This is a genomic window from Streptomyces lydicus (genome assembly GCF_001729485.1).
In the GTDB taxonomy this organism is placed as follows: Bacteria; Actinomycetota; Actinomycetes; order Streptomycetales; family Streptomycetaceae; genus Streptomyces; species Streptomyces lydicus_D.
Window position 1 is genome coordinate 7,375,381 of sequence record NZ_CP017157.1, and the last position, 18,846, is coordinate 7,394,226.

Consider the following 18,846-nt stretch of genomic DNA (forward strand, 5'->3'; position numbering starts at 1 on the left):
CCGCACGGCACGGTGAGCCGCGAGGCGTCGCTGAGCCGTGCGGCGTCGGTCAGCCGGGCCGGGTCGCCGTCTGGAGGAAGGGTTCGATGGTGGCGCACCAGGCGTCGGGCTGTTCCCAGGGGAGCAGATGGCCGGCGTCCGGGATTTCGGCGTAGGCGCCGCGCGGGAGGACGCGGACCATCTCCTGGGCCTCGGCGCGGCCCAGTTCGGCGTCGAGGCCGCGGACGACCAGGGTGGGGCAGGACACCTGGGCGAGTTCCTCCCAGTGGGCGTCATGGACCCAGGTCTCGCGGGCGGTGAGCATCTGCCGACGGGAGAACACGGGGCGCCAGCCGTCGGCGCGCTCGGCCATCACCTCGGCGAAGAACTCACCGCGGGCCGGTCGGGGGCGCTCCAGGGTCGGGTCGTCCTCACCGAACCACTTGCGGACGTCGGCGAGCGTCGCGAACGGCACCGGCCAGGAGCGGAACCACTCGGTCCACTCGTGCTGCGATGCCGCGCCCAGTGCGGAGGCGCGCATGTCGCAGATGACCAGCGCGCTGACCAGGTCCGGCCGCCGGGCCGCTAATTGCCACGCCGTCAGGGCGCCCATGGCATGCCCGACCAGGGCGACCGGGGCGAGGCCGAGCTGCTCGACGGCGGCGAGGGCGTCATCGACGTACGCCGCACGGTCGTAGGGCCCCTCGGCGGGCTTCTCGCTGCGGCCGTGGCCACGCTGGTCCAGGGCGACCGGGCGATGACGGGCACTCAGCCGGCGGGCGGTGTCCGCCCAGTGCGAGGCGCGCCCCATCAGGCCGTGGAGCAGCAGCACGCCCGGCCGGTGCTCGCCCCCCTCCAGCCCGCCGCCGATCTTGGGCGGGTCGGTGAATTCCCAGGCGGCGAGCCGTACGCCGCCGGCCCCTGTCACATCGATACGCCGCGTCATGTGCCCTGGCACCCCCAATCGTCCCTTGAGCAGCCCCACACTATCGAACCCCTATTCGAACGCGCCGATCTGACGCGTAATACCCCTCGTTCGAGTGACCTCGCTCAAGGATTGGTCCCGCCCGCCACGGGGAGACATCTGCCGGGAGGCGGGCCCTACCGGGAAGGGGGCCCGCGGGGAAAGACCCTGGGAGCTCGGGGCTCCGGGTCTTGGGTGGGGGACATGGGGAGGCAGGGCCCCGGCTGCTCGCAGCGCCGGGGCCCTGACCGTCCCCACACTCGGTGGACGCATTCGAGCCCCCTCCCTGGCAAGGACAGGCTGACGCATGGCCATGCGTCAGGGTGACACGAGACCGGCCGTATCGCACGGATTCGCACAAGTCCGTTCAACGCGCAAGAAGTTGCCGAGCCCGCTCTACGGCGCGTCAGCGCAGCTCAGCGGGGGCGTGGGGCGTGGTGAACGGCGGCGGGGAGGGGAAGAAACTGAGGTCGGTGCCGAGGGGGCACGTTTGACGCCGGGCGGGGACTCGTGCCGTTCGGCGTCGTGCGGGGGCGGGCCGCAGGGGCGTGCGTGCGCGGCGGCGCGGCCGCGCACCCGTCCCGTTCCCGTGCCGCCTTCGGTGGCGGCGGGTCAGCGCTTGGCGACGAAGACGTGGGAGGCGATGTCGGAGGTCAGCTCGGCGGCCTCGCCGCTGCTGCCGACCAGGACCCCGGCCGGCGACTCCGTCACGCTCACCACCGCGCCGGGCTGCACACCGGCCCGCCGCAGGGTGTACATCAGCTGGGCGTCCGCCTGGATCGGCTCCCCGATCCGGCGCACCACTGCCGTCTTGCCGTCGGCCCCGGCGTCCAGGTCCATCAGGCTCACCATGCCGGCGTCCAGGAAGGGGTCGGCCTCGGCCTTCTCGCCCAGTTCCTCAAGGCCCGGGATGGGGTTGCCGTACGGCGACTCGGTCGGGTGCCGCAGCAGCTCCACGACGCGGCGCTCGACCGCCTCGCTCATCACGTGCTCCCAGCGGCACGCCTCGGCGTGCACCTGCTCCCATTCGAGCCCGATGACGTCGACCAGCAGGCATTCGGCGAGGCGGTGCTTGCGCATCACCCGGGTCGCCAGGCGCCGGCCCTCCTCCGTCAGCTCCAGGTGCCGGTCACCCGCGACCGTCAGCAGCCCGTCTCGCTCCATGCGCGCGACCGTCTGGCTCACCGTCGGACCACTCTGTTCGAGCCGCTCCGCGATGCGGGCGCGCATGGGGACCACACCTTCCTCTTCCAGTTCGAGGATGGTGCGGAGATACATCTCCGTGGTGTCGATCAGTCCGGACATGCGTGCCCCTCGATGTGTGGTGCGGTGGCCCTGGACTCAATTCTGACGCATCCCACTGACAACGGTGCCGCCTCGTCCGCGGACCGGACCCGCGCCGCCGTGCCGACGGGCCCCTCCCCGCCGTACGGGTCCGAGCGGCGCGGTGACGTCCCGCGGAGCCCCGCGGCCGTATTGACAGGGCACTGGTCCAGACCGCAACGTGATCCGCGCCACTGATCAGTGGGTGGCGGGGCCCGGCGCGCGGCGCACGTCCGGACGCACGACCGACCACCCCCGGACCGACGACACGACATCCGACGAGAGGGGCCCGCGGCAATGGCTGAGAGCGACCGGAGCGACCGGCTGGCCGGGAAGTACTTCGACGCCGCGATCGACCTGCTGAGGCAGGTCCGCGACGAGGAGGGCGACCGGATCAGCGCGGCCGGCCGGCTGATCGCGGACACCGTCGCGGCGGGCGGCCGGGTCTTCTCCTTCGGCGCCGGGCACTCCTCGCTCCCCGCCCAGGACACCGTCTACCGCGCGGGCGGCCTCGCGGTCATGAACCTGCTGTCCGTGCCGGGAGTCGTCGGCGTCGACGTACGTCCCGCGACGCTCGGCAGCGCGCTGGAGCGGGTCGACGGGCTGGCCGCGGCCGTACTGGACACCAGTCCGCTGCGGCCGGGCGACGCGCTGGTGATCATCTCGCTGTCCGGGCGCAACGCGCTGCCCGTGGAGATGGCGATGAACGCGCGCGCCCTGGGGATCAAGGTCATCGGCGTGACGTCGGTGGCGTACGCGGATGCCACCAAGTCCCGGCACGTCTCGGGCAGCTACCTCAAGGACCACTGCGACCTCGTGCTGGACAGCCGGATCCCCGTCGGGGACGCGGAACTGACCCTGCCCGGTATCGACGCGCCGTTCGCCCCCGCCTCCACCGTCGTCACCAGCGCGATCATGCAGGCCGTGGTGGCGACGGCCGCGGGCGCGCTCGCCGAACGGGGCATCGACCCGCCGCTGCTGCGCTCCGGGAACGTCGACGGCGGGCACGAGTGGAACGCCCGAGTGATGACCGACTACGCGGACCGGATCTTCTACCGGCAGTGAGGCGCCGGGCCGGCCGGTCCGGGGCCGGGCGGGGCGGTTCCCCTCAGCGCGACGCCGCGCCCGACAGGTCCAGGCAGGCGGCGATCCGGGCAGCGACCTCCTCGGCGTAGTCGGCGTCGGCGCGGTCGAAGGGGCGGCGCGCGGGCGAGCGCAGGAACGTCAGCACGCCGAGCGTGCGGCCGCGGCTGCGCAGCACCACGCACAGGCCGTGCACGGTGCCGTCCGGCCAGTGCCGGGCGGCCGCCCAGCCCTCGGCCGGGGCGGCGCCGGCGCTGGTCCGCACCGGGCCGCGCCGCTGGAACGCCTGGAACGCCGGATGGCCCTGCGGGTACGGCACCGGGATGCCGGTCGCCGCGAACGCCTCGGAGGGGCCGGGCGAACCGGCCGGCGACGCCAGCGTCCGCACCAGCGCGCACCCCGCGCCGCGCCCGGCTCCCCCGCCCGCCTCCGCGGCGGCCTCCGCGGCGGCCTCCGCACCGGCCCGGTCGCGGGCGTCGCCGGCGGCCTCGGTGCCGTGAGCGCCGCGGGGGTCGTGGGCGTCATAGGTGCCGGACGGGTCGTAGGCGTCGTCCGCGTCGCCGTCGGCGACCGCCCCGTACGGGGCCGGGGCGGGCCTGGTGGCGAGGTCGGCCAGGCCGTGGTCGGCGAAGCCCGCGAGGGCGAAGTCGAGGTGGACGGCCGCGGCCTCGGCCGGGTCCGGGCAGTCGGCCGCCGCCCGGCCGGCGCGGTGCAGCTGGTGGGCGCGGAACCGGAGCAGGGAGCTGTCCTGCTCGGCGCGCTTGGCCTCGGTGACGTCCTGGAAGAGCCAGGCGACGCCGAGCGGTACCGGCTCCTCCGCCAGCGGCGAGGCCAGCCGTACGAAGCCGCTGCGCCAGCACCGGCGCGGCAGTTCGGCCTCCTCGGAGCGCAGCGTCACCCACAGCTCGGCGGCGGCCGGCGGCGCGCCCTCGGCGAGGACGTGCTGGAGGGCGCACTCCAGTTCCTCGACGCCCTGCGCCAGCAGGTCCCCCAGCGGGCGCCCCAGCAGGGCGGTGCGTCCCACGCCCAGGGTGCGGGCGGCGTGGGCGTTGACGACGGCGGGCCGCAGATCGGCGTCGACCAGCACCACGCCCCACGAGGCGTCCTCGAAGAGCGCCTCGCTGAGCGCGATGGACCGCTCCAGGTCCATCTGGGTGTGCACCTCGCTGAAGGCGCAGTAGACGCCGGCGACCCGGCCGCCCGGGCCACGGACCGCGGACGCCTGGGTGCGGACGAGAACCCGGTGGCCGTCCTTGGTGAGCAGGGCGAATTCGTGGACCTGGCGGCCCGGGGAGCGCATCGCGGCCGCGAGTACCGCCTCGATGCCGTCGGCGTCCTCCTTGCGGACCGCCCAGCCGGCCAGGCCCGTGCGGCCGACGGCCTCGTCGGCGGTCCAGCCGAGGATGCGGGCGGCCTCGTGGTTCCAGTGGGTGATCGTGCCGTCGGCCGCGAAGGCGACCAGGGCGGCGTCCATGCCGTCCAGGAGGGCGGCGAGCAGACCCGAGTCCTCGGTGTCGCCGTCGCCGTCCGGGGGCGGCGGGCCGGATGTGTCGGCCGACGGGCCGGTGAGCGCGGCCGACGGGCCGGACGCACCGGAAGAAGCTGACGAAGCAGTCACTGGCACCCCTCACGAACGCGGCTGCGCATGCTCCACCTGGGAACATTCAACTGGAACGTGACACAGCCCACACCCGATTCGCGGAAATCGTTGCTCCCGGAAAAATTCGGTTGTGCGGTTCCGGCCAGCTTCCTAATGTGTGGAGCACACGAGAAGGGAGGTGGTTCGGCAGATGATTTCGCACCGGACGCGTGAGGTGGCTGCGGGCTAGCGGCCCGTCGCTTCACCGAAGTGCAGCGCCGGACCGGCGCATACTGCAGATGCGCAGCCGGCCAATCCCAAGCAGTCACCCGACCCGCGGGCTGCCGGTTCGTCCGACCGGCCCTTCGCGCCACCGAGCGCGGAGGAACCAGCCCGCGGGTCGTCTGCGTGCCGGCCCCCGCAGCCGCGGGCGGCCGCCCGCTCAGGGCGCCAGGCGCTCCACCCGCCAGGTCACTCCCCCGGCCTCACCGCTGTCCCCGGCGCCGGCCTCCGGCCCGGTCTCGCGGACGTAGCGCAGCCGGTCGTGGAGGCGGTTCAGCCGGCCCTGCCAGAATTCGACGGTTTCGGCGGTGACGCGGTAGCCGCCCCAGTGCGGCGGCGCGGGCACCTGCTCGCCCTCGGGGTAGCGGGTGGCCAATTCCTCGTAGGCCCGCTCCAGTTCCTCGCGTGAGGCGACCGGCGCCGACTGGTCGCTGGCCCAGGCGCCGAGCTGCGAGCCGTGCGGGCGGGTGCGGAAGTAGGCGGCGGTCTCGTCCCGGCCGATGCGCTCGGCGGTGCCGGTGACCACTACCTGGCGGGAGAGCGGGTGCCAGGGGAACACCAGGGAAATGCAAGGGTTTTCGGCCAGTTCTCGGCCTTTGCGGCTGTGGTAGTTGGTGAAGAAGACGAAGCCGCGGTCGTCGAATCCCTTGAGGAGTACGGTCCGTGAGCTCGGCCGGCCGGCGCTGTCCGCCGTCGAGACGACCATGGCGTTCGGCTCGTGCAGACCGGCCACGGTCGCGTCCTTGAACCAGCGCGCGAACTGGTCGTAGGGGCTGGCGGCGAGGTCGGACTCGGCGAGTCCCTCGGCGCGGTAGTGCGCACGCATGGTGGAGGGATCGGGGGTTTCGGCGTGAGGCGCGTCGGCGGGGTGCACGGCCTCATCTTGCAGCATCGGGTCCGGCCCGGTCAGCTGGGAGGGGCGGAAGTCTGCCCCCCGTCGACCGGCCGTAACCCTCCCGTCAGCAAATCGACCAGTGTGCCGGATCTCACGCTTCCCCGCAGGTGGGGGACCCGCCAAAATCGTGGCCCGGTCCACTGTGGCCCTCGGACAGGGGGAGCTATCGTGTTCCGTCCGGCCCGTTCCCACGCACCACGGGCCCGCTCACACGTTCCACAGCACCGCCGCAGCACACCGCTTCCGGCCACCCGCGCACCGACCGACCGCGGGCCGGACCGCCGCGTGACCCACGCCCCGGCGGGGCATACCGGGGTGACCGGTACGGACCCCGAGCTGCCCGACGCAGCCGGGTAACCGCGCCGGCGCCGCACACCAGACCGTCCGTACGGCAGCCGGTGCGAACCGCTCGCCGTCCCCAGCCTGAGGAGCCGCCTGATGTCCGACTTCGTACCCGGACTCGAAGGAGTTGTCGCGTTCGAGACGGAGATCGCCGAACCGGATAAGGAGGGCGGCGCGCTCCGGTACCGCGGGGTCGACATCGAGGACCTCGTGGGGCAGGTGTCCTTCGGACACGTCTGGGGGCTGCTGGTCGACGGGGCGTTCAGCCCCGGGCTGCCGCCCGCCGAGCCGTTCCCGATCCCGGTGCACTCCGGTGACATCCGGGTGGACGTGCAGTCCGCGCTGGCGATGCTCGCGCCCGTATGGGGCCTGAAACCGCTGCTGGACATCGACGAGGCGACCGCCCGCGACAACCTCGCCCGGGCCGCGGTGATGGCGCTGTCCTACGTCGCCCAGTCGGCGCGCGGGCAGGGGCTGCCGATGGTGCCGCAGAAGGAGATCGACAAGGCGGAGACCGTCGTGGAGCGCTTCATGAAGCGCTGGCGCGGCGAGCCCGACCCCAAGCACGTCAAGGCCGTCGACGCCTACTGGACCTCGGCCGCCGAGCACGGCATGAACGCCTCCACCTTCACCGCCCGGGTCATCGCCTCCACCGGCGCGGACGTGGCGGCGGCGCTGTCCGGCGCGGTCGGTGCGATGTCCGGCCCGCTGCACGGCGGCGCGCCCTCCCGGGTCCTGGGCATGATCGAGGAGATCGAGCGGACCGGTGACGCCGGCGCGTACGTCCGGCAGGCGCTGGACAACGGCGAGCGGCTGATGGGCTTCGGCCACCGCGTCTACCGCGCCGAGGACCCGCGGGCGCGGGTGCTGCGGCGCACCGCCAAGGAGCTGGCCGCGCCGCGCTTCGAGGTCGCCGAGGCGCTGGAGAAGGCCGCGCTGGAGGAGCTGCACAACCGCCGCCCGGACCGGGTGCTGGCCACGAACGTCGAGTTCTGGGCGGCGATCGTGCTGGACTTCGCGGAGGTCCCGGCGCACATGTTCACCTCGATGTTCACCTGCGCCCGTACGGCCGGGTGGAGCGCGCACATCCTGGAGCAGAAGCGGACCGGCCGACTGGTCCGGCCGTCGGCCCGGTACGTGGGCCCGGGTTCGCGCAGCCCGCGGGACATCGCCGGGTACGGCGACATCGCGCAGGGCTGAGCCCGCCCCGTGGGGCGGACGTGCTCCCGCGCGCCGCGCGCGCCGGGGGCCACGTCCGGCCCGGCGGGTCTTCCCGGCGGACCGGCGGCAAGGTGGCCGTCACTCCGGGTTCAGCACACCGTCGATGATCTTCGCCCACTGTTCGACGACCCGGTCGCGGCGGGCCGCGTCGTCGGTCAGCAGATTCGCCAGTCCCAGTCCGCGCGCCATGTCGAGCAGACCCTGGACGGTCTCCCGTACGCCGGGCACCGCCTCGTCGGCGTCCAGCAGCGCCACCGCCGTGCGGTGCGCCTCGCGGCCGACCCGGGCCTCCAGGGCGGTCACCCGCTCGCGCAGCTGCTCCTCGTCGGAGGCGGCCACCCACAGGTGCAGCGCGGCCCGGAACAGCGGGCCCGTGTAGAGGCCGACGATTTCCTCGACGACGATCCGGGTCCGGGCGACGGACCCGGCGGGCGGCAGGTTGGGGGCGACGGCCTTCAGGGCGCCCTGGCGCTTCTCCGCGACGTGCTCGACGGCCGCGGTGAAGAGGTCCTCGCGGGTGCGGAAGTGGTGCTGCGCGGCGCCCCGGGAGACGCCGGCCCGCTCGGCGACCACCGAGACCGTGCTGCCGCTCCAGCCGCGTTCCGCCAGGCAGGAGACGGCCGCCTCCAGCAGCTTCCGGCGGGTGGCGCGGCTGCGCTCCTGCTGGGGCGGCTTCGGTTCGCGGGCCGGGCTCAGCGCGCCCATGACGGGGCCCGTCGCTCCAGGAAGGCGGTCATGCCCTCGCGGGCCTCGGCGGAGCCGAAGAGCTGCGCGGACCGTTCGGCGAGCGCGTCGGTGTCCCGGTCGAAGGCGGCCAGCACCTCCGCGGTGACCAGCTGCTTCGACGCGGCCAGCCCCTGCGGTGAGCCCTTGCGCAGTCCGTCCAGTACGGGCGCGAGGCCGGCGTCGACGTCCTCGGCGGCGAGCGTGACCAGCCCGATCCGGGCCGCCTCCGCGGCGCGGAAGGTCTCGCCGGTCAGGTAGTAGCGGGCGGCGGCGCGCGGGTCCAGCCGCGGCAGCAGCGGCAGCGAGATGACGGCGGGGGCGAGGCCGAGGCGGGCCTCGGTGAAGGCGAAGGTGGCCTCGGGGCCGGCCGCGGAGATGTCGCAGGCGCCGAGCAGCCCGAGACCGCCGGCCCGGACGTGGCCGGTGACCCGCGCGACGACCGGCAGCGGCAGTTCGACGAGGGTGCGCAGCAGCCGGGCCAGCCCCAGCGGGCCGTCCTTCGCCGTCCCCGAGGTGGCCTCGGACAGGTCCGCTCCGGCGCAGAAGGTGCCGCCGGTGTGGGTGAGCACGACGGCCCGGGTCGCGTCGTCGGCCGCGGCGTCCGCGAGCGCCCGGTGCAGTTCGGCGACGAGGCGGGCGCAGAGGGCGTTGCGGTTGTGCGGGGAGTCCAGGGTGAGGGTGGTGATGCCGCGCTCGTGGGAGCGCGACACCAGCGGGGTCACGGGTGCGTCGGTCATCGGTCCGTGGGGCTCCTTTCCCTGGTGCGCGCGGGCGCGCCGCAGGATCTTTCCGGTGGGGGCGCGCGGCCGGCGGACGCCGCGCGGCGCACCGTCGGTACCGGCGGCCTGCCCGGCAACGTACGCGATGCCGCCGCGCGGGGCCGCGCGGGCCCCGCGCGGGACGCTCTCCGGGCGGGTGTTCAGTACGACTTGGGCAGCCCCAGCGTCTGGTGGGAGACGAAGTTGAGGATCATCTCGCGGCTGACGGGGGCGATCCGGGCGACCCGGGCGGCGGTGATCAGGGAGGCCAGGCCGTACTCCTTGGTGAGGCCGTTGCCGCCGAGGGTGTGCACGGCCTGGTCGACGGCGTGGACCGCGGCCTCGGCGGCCGCGTACTTGGCCATGTTGGCGGCCTCCCCCGCCGCGAGGTCGTCGCCGGCGTCGTAGAGGTGCGCCGCCTTCTGCGTCATCAGCCGGGCCAGTTCCAGCTCGATGTGGGCCTGGGCGAGCGGGTGGGCGACGGCCTGGTGGGCGCCGATGGGTTCCTTCCACACCTGGCGGGTGCGGGCGTACGCGACGGCCCGGTCGAGGGCGTAGCGACCCATGCCGAGGGCGAAGGCGGCGGTCATGACGCGTTCGGGATTGAGTCCGGCGAAGAGCTGGAGGAGCCCGGCGTCTTCTCCCCCACTGCTGGACGCGTGGGAGGTGCCCCCACCGACGAGGGCGTCGGCGGGCAGCCGTACGTCGTCAAGGGTCAGCTCGAACTGCTTCTCCGGGGCGGCCAGTTCCATCGCGATCGGGTGGCGGCCGAAGCCGGGGGTGTCGCGCTCGACGATGAACAGGCACGGCTTGAGGCGGCCGGTCCGGGCGTCCTCGGTGCGGCCGACGATCAGCGTCGCGTCGGCGATGTCGACGCCGGAGATGAACACCTTGCGGCCGTTGAGGACCCAGTCGCCGCCGTCCTTGCGGGCGGTGGTGGTGATGCGGTGCGAGTTGGATCCGGCGTCCGGTTCGGTGATGCCGAAAGCCATCTTGCGGGAGCCGTCGGCGAGGCCGGGCAGCCAGGCCCGCTTCTGCGCCTCGGTGCCGAAGCGGGCGATGACGGTGCCGCAGATGGCGGGCGAGACGACCAGCATCAGCAGCGGGCAGCCGGCAGCGCCCAGCTCCTCCAGCACCAGGGACAGTTCGACGATGCCGCCGCCTCCGCCGCCGTACTCCGCGGGGAGGTTGACGCCGAGGTAGCCGAGTTTCGCGGCCTCGGTCCACAGGTCGTCGGTGTGCCGGCCCTCGGCGACGACGGCGGCGAAGTACTCCCGGCCGTAGCGGCGGGCGAGCGCGGCCACGGAGGCGCGCAGGGCGCGGTGTTCCTCGGTCTCGATCACAGGGCTGCTCATCAGGCTCCTTGTGTGCGGTGAGTGAGGTGCGGGCGGCCCGGTCGGGCCCGGCGTTTCAGTCGGTGACGACGGCCAGCAGCGCGCCCACCTCGACCTGCCGGCCGGTGCGGACGGGCAGGGCGGTCAGGGTGCCGGCGGACGGCGCGGTGATCTTGTGTTCCATCTTCATCGCCTCCAGCCAGAGGAGGGTCTGTCCCGCCTCGACCCGGGCGCCCTCGGCGATCCCGTCGGCGATGCGGACGACGGTGCCGGGCATGGGGGCGAGCAGGGAGCCGGGCGCGCGCTGCTCGCTCGGGTCGGTGAAGCGGGGCAGGGCGGTGAGCGCGGTGCCGTTGACGTACACCTGGTCGCCGTACGCGCCGACCGTGAACTTCCGCTGCACACCGCCGACTTCGAGGACGACGCGGGTCGGCGAGGCGTGCACCACGCGCACCGCGGCGTCGTCCGCCGCGAGGCCGTCGCGGGTGTGCCGGTAGCGGACCTCGTGCTCGGTGCCGACGGGTTCGGTGCGGTAGCGGCGGACCTGGGGGCCGAGGGCACGTTGCGGAAGCCGCCGAAGCGTGAGCGGCCGGTGGCGGCCCGGGCGAGGGCGGCGGCGAGCGGCGCGTACGGGTCCTCGTCCGGGGCCGTGAGGTCGGCGAGGTGCCGCTCGTAGAACCCGGTGTCCATCCGGGCGCCGGTGAACTCGGGGTGGCGCAGGGAGCGGACCAGCAGGTCCCGGTTGGTGACGGGTCCGTGCACCTCGGCCCGTTCCAGGGCCCCGGCGAGGGTGCGGACGGCGGCGGCCCGGGTGGGCGCGTACGCGACGACCTTGGCGAGCATCGCGTCGTAGTGCACGCCGATGGTGTCACCGTCGGTGCAGCCGGTGTCGAGCCGGACCGTCGGCGGCACGGCGAGGCGGTGCAGGGTGCCGGTCTGCGGGGCGAAGGCGGCGGCCGGGTCCTCGGCGTACAGCCGGGCCTCGACGGCGTGGCCGCGCGGCGCCGGGGGCTCGGGCTCCAGCCGCTCACCGTCGGCGACGCGCACCTGCAGTGCGACGAGGTCGATGCCGAACACGGCCTCGGTGACGGGGTGTTCGACCTGGAGGCGGGTGTTCATCTCCAGGAAGTGGGCGGTGCCGCCGGCGACGAGGAACTCGACCGTCCCGGCGCCGACGTAGCCGGTGGCGCGCACGGCACGCTCGGCCGATGCGGCCACCGCCGCCAGGACGTCCGGGTCGAGGCCGGGCGCGGGCGCCTCCTCGATCACCTTCTGGTGGCGGCGCTGCAGCGAGCAGTCGCGCGTCCCGAGCAGCCACACCGTCCCGTGGGTGTCGGCGAGCACCTGCACCTCGACGTGCCGCCCGCCCTCGACATACGGCTCGACGAACACCTCGCCGTCCCCGAAGGCGGACCGCGCCTCGGCCCGGGCCGCCACCAACTCGTCCTCCAGGTCGGCGAGTTCCCGTACGACCCGCATGCCGCGCCCGCCGCCGCCCGCGGCCGCCTTCACGAGCACGGGCAGGTCCGCCCCGGTCACCTCGCCGAGCGGCGCGATGCCCATCAGCTCCTTGGCGCGGGTCTTGGACGCCATCGCCTCGATCGCCTCGGGCGGCGGCCCGATCCACGCGAGCCCCGCGTCGGTGACGGCACGGGCGAACGCGGCGTTCTCGGACAGGAACCCGTAGCCGGGGTGCACGGCGTCGGCGCCCGCGTCCAGGGCGGCCTTCACCACGAGGTCGGCGCGCAGGTACGTCTCGGCGGGGGTGGCGCCCGGGAGCCGTACGGCGAGGTCGGCCTCCCGTACGTGCAGGGCGTCGGCGTCCGGGTCGGAGTGCACGGCGACGGTGCGGATGCCCAGGTCGCGACAGGTGCGGAAGACGCGGCAAGCTATCTCGCCGCGGTTCGCCACAAGAACACTGGTGATCATCAGGGCCTCACATCCGGAAGACGCCGAAGCCGCCGCGGGCGCCCTCGTACGGTGCGGTGTGGATCGCGGACAGGCAGATGCCGAGGACGGTGCGGGTGTCGCGCGGGTCGATCACCCCGTCGTCGTAGAGCCGCCCGGACAGGAACATCGGCAGCGACTCGGACTCGATCTGCTGCTCCACCATGGCGCGCAGCGCGGCGTCCGCGTCGTCGTCGTACGGCTGCCCCTTCGCGGCGGCGGACTGCCGGGCGACGATCGAGAGCACGCCCGCGAGCTGCTGCGGCCCCATGACGGCGGACTTGGCGCCGGGCCAGGCGAACAGGAAGCGGGGGTCGTAGGCGCGCCCGCACATGCCGTAGTGCCCGGCGCCGTACGAGGCGCCCATGAGGACGGAGAGGTGCGGCACCCGGCTGTTGCTGACGGCATTGATCATCATCGAGCCGTGTTTGATGATGCCGCCCTGTTCGTACTCCTTGCCGACCATGTAGCCGGTGGTGTTGTGCAGGAAGAGGAGGGGGATGTCGCGCTGGTTCGCCAACTGGATGAACTGGGCGGCCTTCTGGGACTCCGCGCTGAACAGCACGCCCTGGGCGTTCGCCAGGATCCCGACGGGATAGCCGTGCAGCCGCGCCCATCCGGTGACGAGGCTGGCCCCGTACAGCGGCTTGAACTCGTCGAAGTCGGAGCCGTCGACGATCCGGGCGATGACCTCGCGCGGGTCGAAGGGGACCTTGAGGTCGTCCGGCACGATGCCGAGGAGTTCCTCCGGGTCGTACGCGGGCGGCTGCACGGCCACCGGATCCGCGTACGCCTTGCGGTGGTTGAGGCGGGCGACGACGCGCCGGGCCTGCCGGATCGCGTCCTGCTCGTCGAGGGCGAAGTGGTCGGCGAGGCCGGAGGTGCGGGCGTGCATCTCGGCGCCGCCCAGCGACTCGTCGTCGCTCTCCTCACCGGTGGCCATCTTCACCAGCGGCGGCCCACCGAGGAAGACCTTCGCCTTCTCCTTCACCATGATCACGTGATCGGACATGCCGGGGACGTACGCGCCGCCGGCGGTGGAGTTGCCGAAGACGACGGCGACGGTCGGGATGCCGGCCGCCGACAGCCGCGTGAGGTCCCGGAAGATGCCGCCGCCGGGGATGAAGATCTCCTTCTGCGACGGCAGGTCGGCGCCGCCCGACTCGACGAGGGAGAGGCACGGCAGCCGGTTGGCGAAGGCGATCTCGTTGGCGCGCAGTGCCTTCTTCAGGGACCACGGGTTGCTGGCCCCGCCGCGCACGGTCGGGTCGTTGGCGGTGATCAGGCACTCCACGCCCTCGACGACACCGATCCCGGTGACGAGGGAGGCCCCCACCGTGTAGTCGCTGCCCCAGGCGGCGAGCGGGGACAGCTCCAGGAAGGGCGTGTCGGGGTCGAGGAGCAACTCGATGCGCTCCCGGGCGAGCAACTTGCCGCGCCCCCGGTGCCGCTGGACGTACTTCTCGCCTCCCCCGGCGAGGGCCTTCGCGTGCTCGGCGTCGAGCGCGGCGAGCTTGTCGAGGAGGGCGGCGCGGTGGGCGGCGTAGTCGTCGGACCGGGTGTCCAGGGCGCTGGCCAGGACGGTCACAGCAGGGCCTCCGGGATGTCGAGGTGGCGGGAGCGCAGCCATTCGCCGAGGCCCTTGGCCTGCGGGTCGAAGCGGGCCTGCGCGGCGACGCCCTCGCCGAGGAGGCCCTCGACGGTGAAGTTCAGGGCGCGGAGGTTGGGGAGGACGTGGCGGGTGACGGGCAGGCCGGCCGTCTCCGGCAGCAGTCGCCGCAGCCGCTCGACGGTGAGGGTGTGGACGAGCCACCGCCAGGCGCGCTCACCGTCGACCCACACCCCGATGTTCGCGTCGCCGCCCTTGTCGCCGCTGCGGGCGCCGGCGACGCGGCCGAGGGGGGCGCGGCGGGCGGGCCCGTCCGGCAGCGGCGCGGGCAACGGCGGATCCGGCAGCCGTGCCGGCTCCCGGGTCGTGCGGGGCGGTGCGACGGAGACCCGGCTGCCGTCCGGCAGTACGGCGTGGTGCGCCACCTCCGCCGGGTCCACCGCGACCGCCTCGAAGACCCCGTACGGGGAGCCCTTCGTGGGCGGCGCGGTGACGTGGAAGCCGGGGTAGCTGGCCAGTGCCAGCTCGACCGCGGCGCCGCTGACCACCCGGCCCACCGCGTCCGGGTCGGCGTCCCGCACCACCAGCCGCAGCAGCGCGCTCGCCTCCTCCTGCACGTCCGCGTCGGGCCGGTCGGTGCGGGCGAGCGTCCAGCGCACCTCGGCCGGGCGCCGGCCGGCGGCGTCGAAGGCCGCGTCCATCTGGGCGCGGACCAGCTCCGCCTTCGCGTCGACGTCCAGCCCGGTCAGCACGAACGTGACCTCGTTGCGCCAGCCGCCGAGGCGGGTCAGCCCGGCCTTGAGGGTGGGTGGGGGCGCCTCGCCGCGCACCCCGTCGATCCGGACCCGGTCCGGGCCGTCCTGGGTGAGCCGCGCGGTGTCCAGCCGGGCCGTCACGTCCGGCCCGGGGTAGCGCGCGCCGGACGTCTCGTACAGCAGCTGGGCGGTGACCGTACCGGTGGTGACCGCGCCGCCGGTGCCCGGGTGTTTGGTGATCACACAGCTGCCGTCGGCGGCGATCTCGGCGAGCGGGAAGCCGGGCCGCCGCACGTCGTGGGCGCCGAAGAAGGCGTAGTTGCCGCCGGTGGCCTGCGCACCGCACTCCAGGACGTGCCCGGCGACCACCGCGCCGGCCAGCCGGTCGAAGTCGTCCGGCCGCCACCCGAAGTGCGCCTGGGCGGCGCCGCTGACCAGCGCGGCGTCGGTGACCCGCCCGGTGACCACCACCTCGGCCCCGGCGCGCAGGCACGCGGCGATCCCGCCGCCGCCCAGGTAGGCGTTGGCGGTCAGCACCCCCTCGCCCCGGCCTCCCCCGAGCTCCCGGCTCCACTCGGCCCCCGGCGCCAGCAGGTCGTCCCCCGCCACGTGCGCCACCCGTACGGGAACCCCGACCCGGTCCGCCAACTCCCTTACGGCGTCGGCGAGTCCGGCCGGGTTGAGGCCGCCCGCGTTGGTGACGAGGCGCACCCCGCGCTCGGCGGCCAGCCCGAGCCCCTCCTCCAGCTGCCGCAGGAAGGTCGTGGCGTATCCGCGGCCGGGGTCCTTCAGCCGGTCCCGGCCGAGGATCAGCATGGTCAGTTCGGCGAGGTAGTCACCGGTCAGCACGTCCAGGGGGCCGCCGGTGAGCATCTCGCGCAGCGCGTCGAAGCGGTCGCCGTAGAACCCGGACGCGTTGCCTATCCGCAGCGGCTCGCCGCCGCTCACGCGCAGGCCCCCCGGGTCCCGGGGGCGCGCCCCTCGCCGGGCGGCCCGGCGAACGCCTGGGCGATGCCCAGCCAGCGCTCGGCCTCCGCCCCCTCGGCCCGCACGGACGGCAGGTCGTCGCGGTGCGCCCGCTGGGTCACCAGCAGGCAGAACTCCAGGGCGCTCCCGGTGACCCGCTGTGCGGCGCCGGCCGGCCCGTACTCCCACAGGCCGCCGTCCGGGGCCCGCAGCTCGATGCGGAACTCCTCCTCGGGCGGGGTGAGTTGATGCGTCGCGTAGGCGAAGTCGCGGGTGCGGACGCCGATCCGGGCGATGTGCCGCAGCCGGGCGGTGGGCAGCCGGACGACGCCCAGCGCGTCGGCGACGTCCTGCCCGTGCGCCCAGGTCTCCATCAGCCGCGCGGTGGCCATCGAGGCGACGCTCATCGGCGGGCCGTACCAGGGCAGCTTCGCGCCCGGCGGGTGGTCGGCGAGCGCCCGCAGCAGTGCCTCCCGGCCCTCGCGCCAGCGGGCGAGGAGCACCGCGGGCGGCAGCTTCGCGCCCTCCTCGGCGGCCTCGTCGACGAAGGTCAGCGGGGTGGCGAGGGCCCGCTGCGCGGCCCGGGCGAAGGCGTCCGGGACGGTGGCGGCGAGCAGCGCCTGCCGGTCGGTCCACTCCAGGTGGGCGATCTGGTGGGCGACGGTCCAGCCGGCCGCGGGGGTCGGCTGCGCCCACCGCCCGGCCGGGAGCCCGGCGACCAGCGCGTCCAGCTCCTCGCTCTCCGCCCTGAGATCCGCCGGCACGGCGCCGGGATCGGACACGCGGCACTCCCCTCGTCGGCCCCATCTGGCATACGCCCGGGGCGGGTTGACAGGCGTGGTGGTGCGGTACGGGTCCGAGGGTGGCAGCGCGCCGAGAAACAATCAAGCACGCATGCATGATTTTTCGGCCGGATCCGCGGGCCGGTTTTCCCCGGGCGGAACCCACCCCGGACGGCCGACGACGGAGGACGGACGGACCACGACGGCGGCCGGGGCCGGGCGGCGATCACCGCACCGACCCCGGCCGCGTACCCCTACGGGTCCCTCGCCGGGTCCCTCTTCGGGCCCCTCTCCGGATCCTTCTCCGGGTCCCCCGTCAGGGACGTCGCCTCAGCCGTGCGTCCCCGCGCTGCGGACCGCCCCCACGCTCGCGACCACGACCAGGCCGATCGCCAGCACCTCGGCCCACCCCAGCGCCTGGTGCAGGACCAGGAAACCCGCGGTGGCCGCGGCGGCCGGCTCCAGGCTCATCATGACGGCGAAGCCGGACGCCGGGAGCTTGCGCAGGGCGAGCAGTTCCAGGGTGTAGGGCAGCACCGAGGACATCATCGCGACCGCCGCGCCCAGGCCCACCGTGACCGGGTCGATCAGCGCGGAGCCCGCGCCGGCGATGCCGAGCGGCAGGCTCAGCAGCGCGGCCACGGTCATGGCCAGCGCCAGCCCGTCCGCCTGCGGGAAACGCTGCCCGGTGCGCGCGGAGAGCAGGATGTACGCGGCCCACAGCCCGCCGGCCGCCAGCGCGAACGCCGCGCCGGCCAGGTTGAGCCCGTCGAATCCCTCGCGGCCCAGCAGCACCACGCCGCCCAGCGCGAGCACCGCCCACAGCAGACTCAGCCGTCGGCGCGAGGTGGCCACCGACAGGATCAGCGGCCCCAGGAACTCCAGGGTGACCGCGGCGCCCAGCGGGATGCGGTCGATGGCCTGGTAGAAGAGCGAGTTCATGCCGGCCAGGGCGACGCCGAAGGCGAGCACCGTGGCCCAGTCGCCGCGCGTGTAGCCGCGCACCCTGGGACGGCAGACGATCAGCAGCACCAGGGACGCGACGACCAGCCGCAGCGTGACGACGCCCAGCGCGCCGGCCCGCGGGAAGAGCAGCACCGCGACCGACGAGCCGAACTGCAGCGAGACGATGCCACCGATCACCAGCGCCACCGACGTGATCCGGCCACGCGCCCCGGCCGGCCCGGCGGGCCCCGCCGCGGCCTCCGCCGACAGCACCTCCGGCGAGGGCGGCACCGGCTGCGGCACACCGCCCGCGGCCGGGCCGGACGACGTCGCGGCGGTGGCCGACGGGGCAGGAGCGGCGGAAGTGGCGGGGATGCGGCCCTCGGGACCGTCGGGCGAAGCGTTCACCCCACCACGCTAAGGCCCGCCCTTCCGGTCCGTGAAATGCCGTTTCCCCTGTTGTTATGCTCCGCCGGCATGAGCATCGAGCTGCGTCATTTCCGCTGCTTTCTCGCCATCGCCGACACCCTGAGCGTGACCCGCGCCGCGGAGCGCCTGCACCTGACCCAGCCGGCCGTCTCCCGTACGCTCCGCCAGCTCGAACAGCAACTGGGCGTCCGCCTCGTCGACCGCTCCACCCACCACCTCGCGCTCACCCCCGACGGCGAGTCCTTCCACGACCAGGCGGCCATCGCGGTCACCGCGTTCGACCGCGCCCTCCGCCAGGCCCGGCACACCGGCTGGCCGCTGCGCCTGGGCCACGCCTGGTCGGCCGCCGGCACCGACACCACCGCCCTGCTCCGCCGCTGGCACGAGGAGCACCCCGACACGCCGCTCGAACTCCTCCGCATCGACGACCGCACGGCGGGCCTCGCCCGCGGCGACGTGGACGCGGCCCTGCTGCGCGGCGAGGTCCGCACGCCGGGCCTGCGCACCGAGCAGCTGACCTGCGAGCCCCGGGTCGCCGGCCTGCCCGCCGACGACCCGCTGGCCCACCGTGCCGCGCTCTCCCTCACCGAGCTCGCCGACCGCACCATCGCCCTCAACATCGTCTCCGGCACCACCACCCTCGACCTGTGGCCCCCGCACGCCCGCCCCTCCGCCACCCTCACCATCGGCAACACCGACGACTGGCTGGCCGCCATCACCGGCGGCCGCGCCGTGGGCGTCACCACCTCCGCCACCGCCGAGATGCACCCCCACCCGTCGATGGCCTACGTCCCGCTCACCGACGCCCCACCGGTCCCCGTCGTCCTCGCCTGGCGCGACGCGCCCGGCCACCCCCGCATCCCCGACCTGATCGCCCTGGCCCACGAGGTCATGGGCCCGGGCCCCGGCCGGGCCTGAGCCGCGCGC

At 74.6% G+C, this 18,846-nt stretch carries 14 protein-coding genes and 1 pseudogene; 3 read left to right on the forward strand and 12 right to left on the reverse strand.

Features of this window, described 5'->3' with window-relative positions; genetic code table 11:
• Positions 1-49: 49 nt before the first annotated feature.
• A complete protein-coding gene (locus tag SL103_RS31935) occupies positions 50-925 on the reverse strand; it encodes an alpha/beta fold hydrolase (RefSeq protein ID WP_069572439.1) in 876 nt (291 codons plus the stop codon).
• 630 nt (positions 926-1,555) lie between these two features.
• Complete coding sequence (locus tag SL103_RS31940) at positions 1,556-2,248, reverse strand: metal-dependent transcriptional regulator (RefSeq protein WP_030415691.1); 693 nt, start codon at positions 2,246-2,248, stop codon at positions 1,556-1,558.
• 315 nt (positions 2,249-2,563) lie between these two features.
• On the opposite strand from SL103_RS31940, the gene SL103_RS31945 reads away from it, so the two are divergent.
• On the forward strand, positions 2,564-3,331 hold the full coding sequence (locus SL103_RS31945) for an SIS domain-containing protein (RefSeq protein ID WP_069572440.1): 768 nt from the start codon (positions 2,564-2,566) through the stop codon (positions 3,329-3,331).
• A gap of 43 nt (positions 3,332-3,374) precedes the next feature.
• Here SL103_RS31945 and SL103_RS31950 read toward each other — a convergent pair whose 3' ends face one another.
• Together SL103_RS31950 and pdxH are read right to left on the reverse strand one after the other, a co-directional pair.
• On the reverse strand, positions 3,375-4,823 hold the full coding sequence (locus SL103_RS31950; RefSeq protein ID WP_069574285.1) for a PAS domain-containing protein: 1,449 nt from the start codon (positions 4,821-4,823) through the stop codon (positions 3,375-3,377).
• 547 nt (positions 4,824-5,370) lie between these two features.
• Positions 5,371-6,102 (reverse strand): pyridoxamine 5'-phosphate oxidase, encoded by a 732-nt coding sequence (gene pdxH / locus SL103_RS31955; protein ID WP_244304088.1) that lies wholly within the window; start codon positions 6,100-6,102, stop codon positions 5,371-5,373.
• Between the two features lie 441 nt (positions 6,103-6,543).
• On the opposite strand from pdxH, the gene SL103_RS31960 reads away from it, so the two are divergent.
• Entirely contained in the window at positions 6,544-7,647 is a 1,104-nt protein-coding gene (locus tag SL103_RS31960; RefSeq protein WP_069572441.1) for a citrate synthase 2, read from the forward strand.
• A 99-nt stretch (positions 7,648-7,746) separates the two neighbouring features.
• On the opposite strand, the gene SL103_RS31965 is transcribed toward SL103_RS31960, so the two are convergent.
• The 8 genes and pseudogenes from SL103_RS31965 to SL103_RS32000 form a co-directional block, all read right to left on the reverse strand.
• A complete protein-coding gene (locus SL103_RS31965) occupies positions 7,747-8,373 on the reverse strand; it encodes a TetR/AcrR family transcriptional regulator (RefSeq protein ID WP_069572442.1) in 627 nt (208 codons plus the stop codon).
• Entirely contained in the window at positions 8,361-9,131 is a 771-nt protein-coding gene (locus SL103_RS31970; RefSeq protein ID WP_069572443.1) for an enoyl-CoA hydratase family protein, read from the reverse strand. The genes SL103_RS31965 and SL103_RS31970 overlap by 13 nt, the downstream gene beginning before the upstream one ends.
• Before the next feature lie 182 nt (positions 9,132-9,313).
• Positions 9,314-10,507: an acyl-CoA dehydrogenase family protein gene (locus tag SL103_RS31975; protein ID WP_069572444.1), complete on the reverse strand. Its 1,194-nt coding sequence runs from the start codon at positions 10,505-10,507 to the stop codon at positions 9,314-9,316.
• A gap of 55 nt (positions 10,508-10,562) precedes the next feature.
• Positions 10,563-12,415, reverse strand: a pseudogene (locus SL103_RS31980) (acetyl/propionyl/methylcrotonyl-CoA carboxylase subunit alpha).
• 7 nt (positions 12,416-12,422) lie between these two features.
• Positions 12,423-14,021, reverse strand: coding sequence for an acyl-CoA carboxylase subunit beta (locus SL103_RS31985; RefSeq protein ID WP_069572445.1), 1,599 nt, complete (start codon positions 14,019-14,021; stop codon positions 12,423-12,425).
• Entirely contained in the window at positions 14,018-15,745 is a 1,728-nt protein-coding gene (locus SL103_RS31990; RefSeq protein WP_069572446.1) for an acyclic terpene utilization AtuA family protein, read from the reverse strand. The genes SL103_RS31985 and SL103_RS31990 overlap by 4 nt, the downstream gene beginning before the upstream one ends.
• The gene (locus SL103_RS31995) at positions 15,742-16,545 is read right to left on the reverse strand and encodes a TIGR03084 family metal-binding protein (RefSeq protein ID WP_069572447.1); all 804 of its coding nucleotides are present in this window, start codon (positions 16,543-16,545) and stop codon (positions 15,742-15,744) included. Before SL103_RS31995 ends, SL103_RS31990 begins: the two co-directional genes overlap by 4 nt.
• 330 nt (positions 16,546-16,875) lie before the next feature.
• Complete coding sequence (locus tag SL103_RS32000; protein ID WP_432215412.1) at positions 16,876-17,760, reverse strand: EamA family transporter; 885 nt, start codon at positions 17,758-17,760, stop codon at positions 16,876-16,878.
• 207 nt (positions 17,761-17,967) lie between these two features.
• Between SL103_RS32000 and SL103_RS32005 the strand changes: the two genes are divergently transcribed.
• Positions 17,968-18,837 (forward strand): LysR family transcriptional regulator, encoded by an 870-nt coding sequence (locus tag SL103_RS32005; protein ID WP_069572448.1) that lies wholly within the window; start codon positions 17,968-17,970, stop codon positions 18,835-18,837.
• Positions 18,838-18,846: the final 9 nt, after the last annotated feature.

Excerpts from the sequence above, each read along its gene's own strand:
- SL103_RS31935 (WP_069572439.1), bottom strand. The coding sequence starts at position 925 with ATGACGCGGCGTATCGATGTGACAGGGGCCGGCGGCGTACGGCTCGCC.
- SL103_RS31940 (WP_030415691.1), bottom strand. The coding sequence starts at position 2,248 with ATGTCCGGACTGATCGACACCACGGAGATGTATCTCCGCACCATCCTC.
- SL103_RS31945 (WP_069572440.1), top strand. The coding sequence starts at position 2,564 with ATGGCTGAGAGCGACCGGAGCGACCGGCTGGCCGGGAAGTACTTCGAC.
- SL103_RS31950 (WP_069574285.1), bottom strand. The coding sequence starts at position 4,823 with ATGGACGCCGCCCTGGTCGCCTTCGCGGCCGACGGCACGATCACCCAC.
- pdxH (WP_244304088.1), bottom strand. The coding sequence starts at position 6,102 with ATGCTGCAAGATGAGGCCGTGCACCCCGCCGACGCGCCTCACGCCGAA.
- SL103_RS31960 (WP_069572441.1), top strand. The coding sequence starts at position 6,544 with ATGTCCGACTTCGTACCCGGACTCGAAGGAGTTGTCGCGTTCGAGACG.
- SL103_RS31965 (WP_069572442.1), bottom strand. The coding sequence starts at position 8,373 with ATGGGCGCGCTGAGCCCGGCCCGCGAACCGAAGCCGCCCCAGCAGGAG.
- SL103_RS31970 (WP_069572443.1), bottom strand. The coding sequence starts at position 9,131 with ATGACCGACGCACCCGTGACCCCGCTGGTGTCGCGCTCCCACGAGCGC.
- SL103_RS31975 (WP_069572444.1), bottom strand. The coding sequence starts at position 10,507 with ATGAGCAGCCCTGTGATCGAGACCGAGGAACACCGCGCCCTGCGCGCC.
- SL103_RS32005 (WP_069572448.1), top strand. The coding sequence starts at position 17,968 with ATGAGCATCGAGCTGCGTCATTTCCGCTGCTTTCTCGCCATCGCCGAC.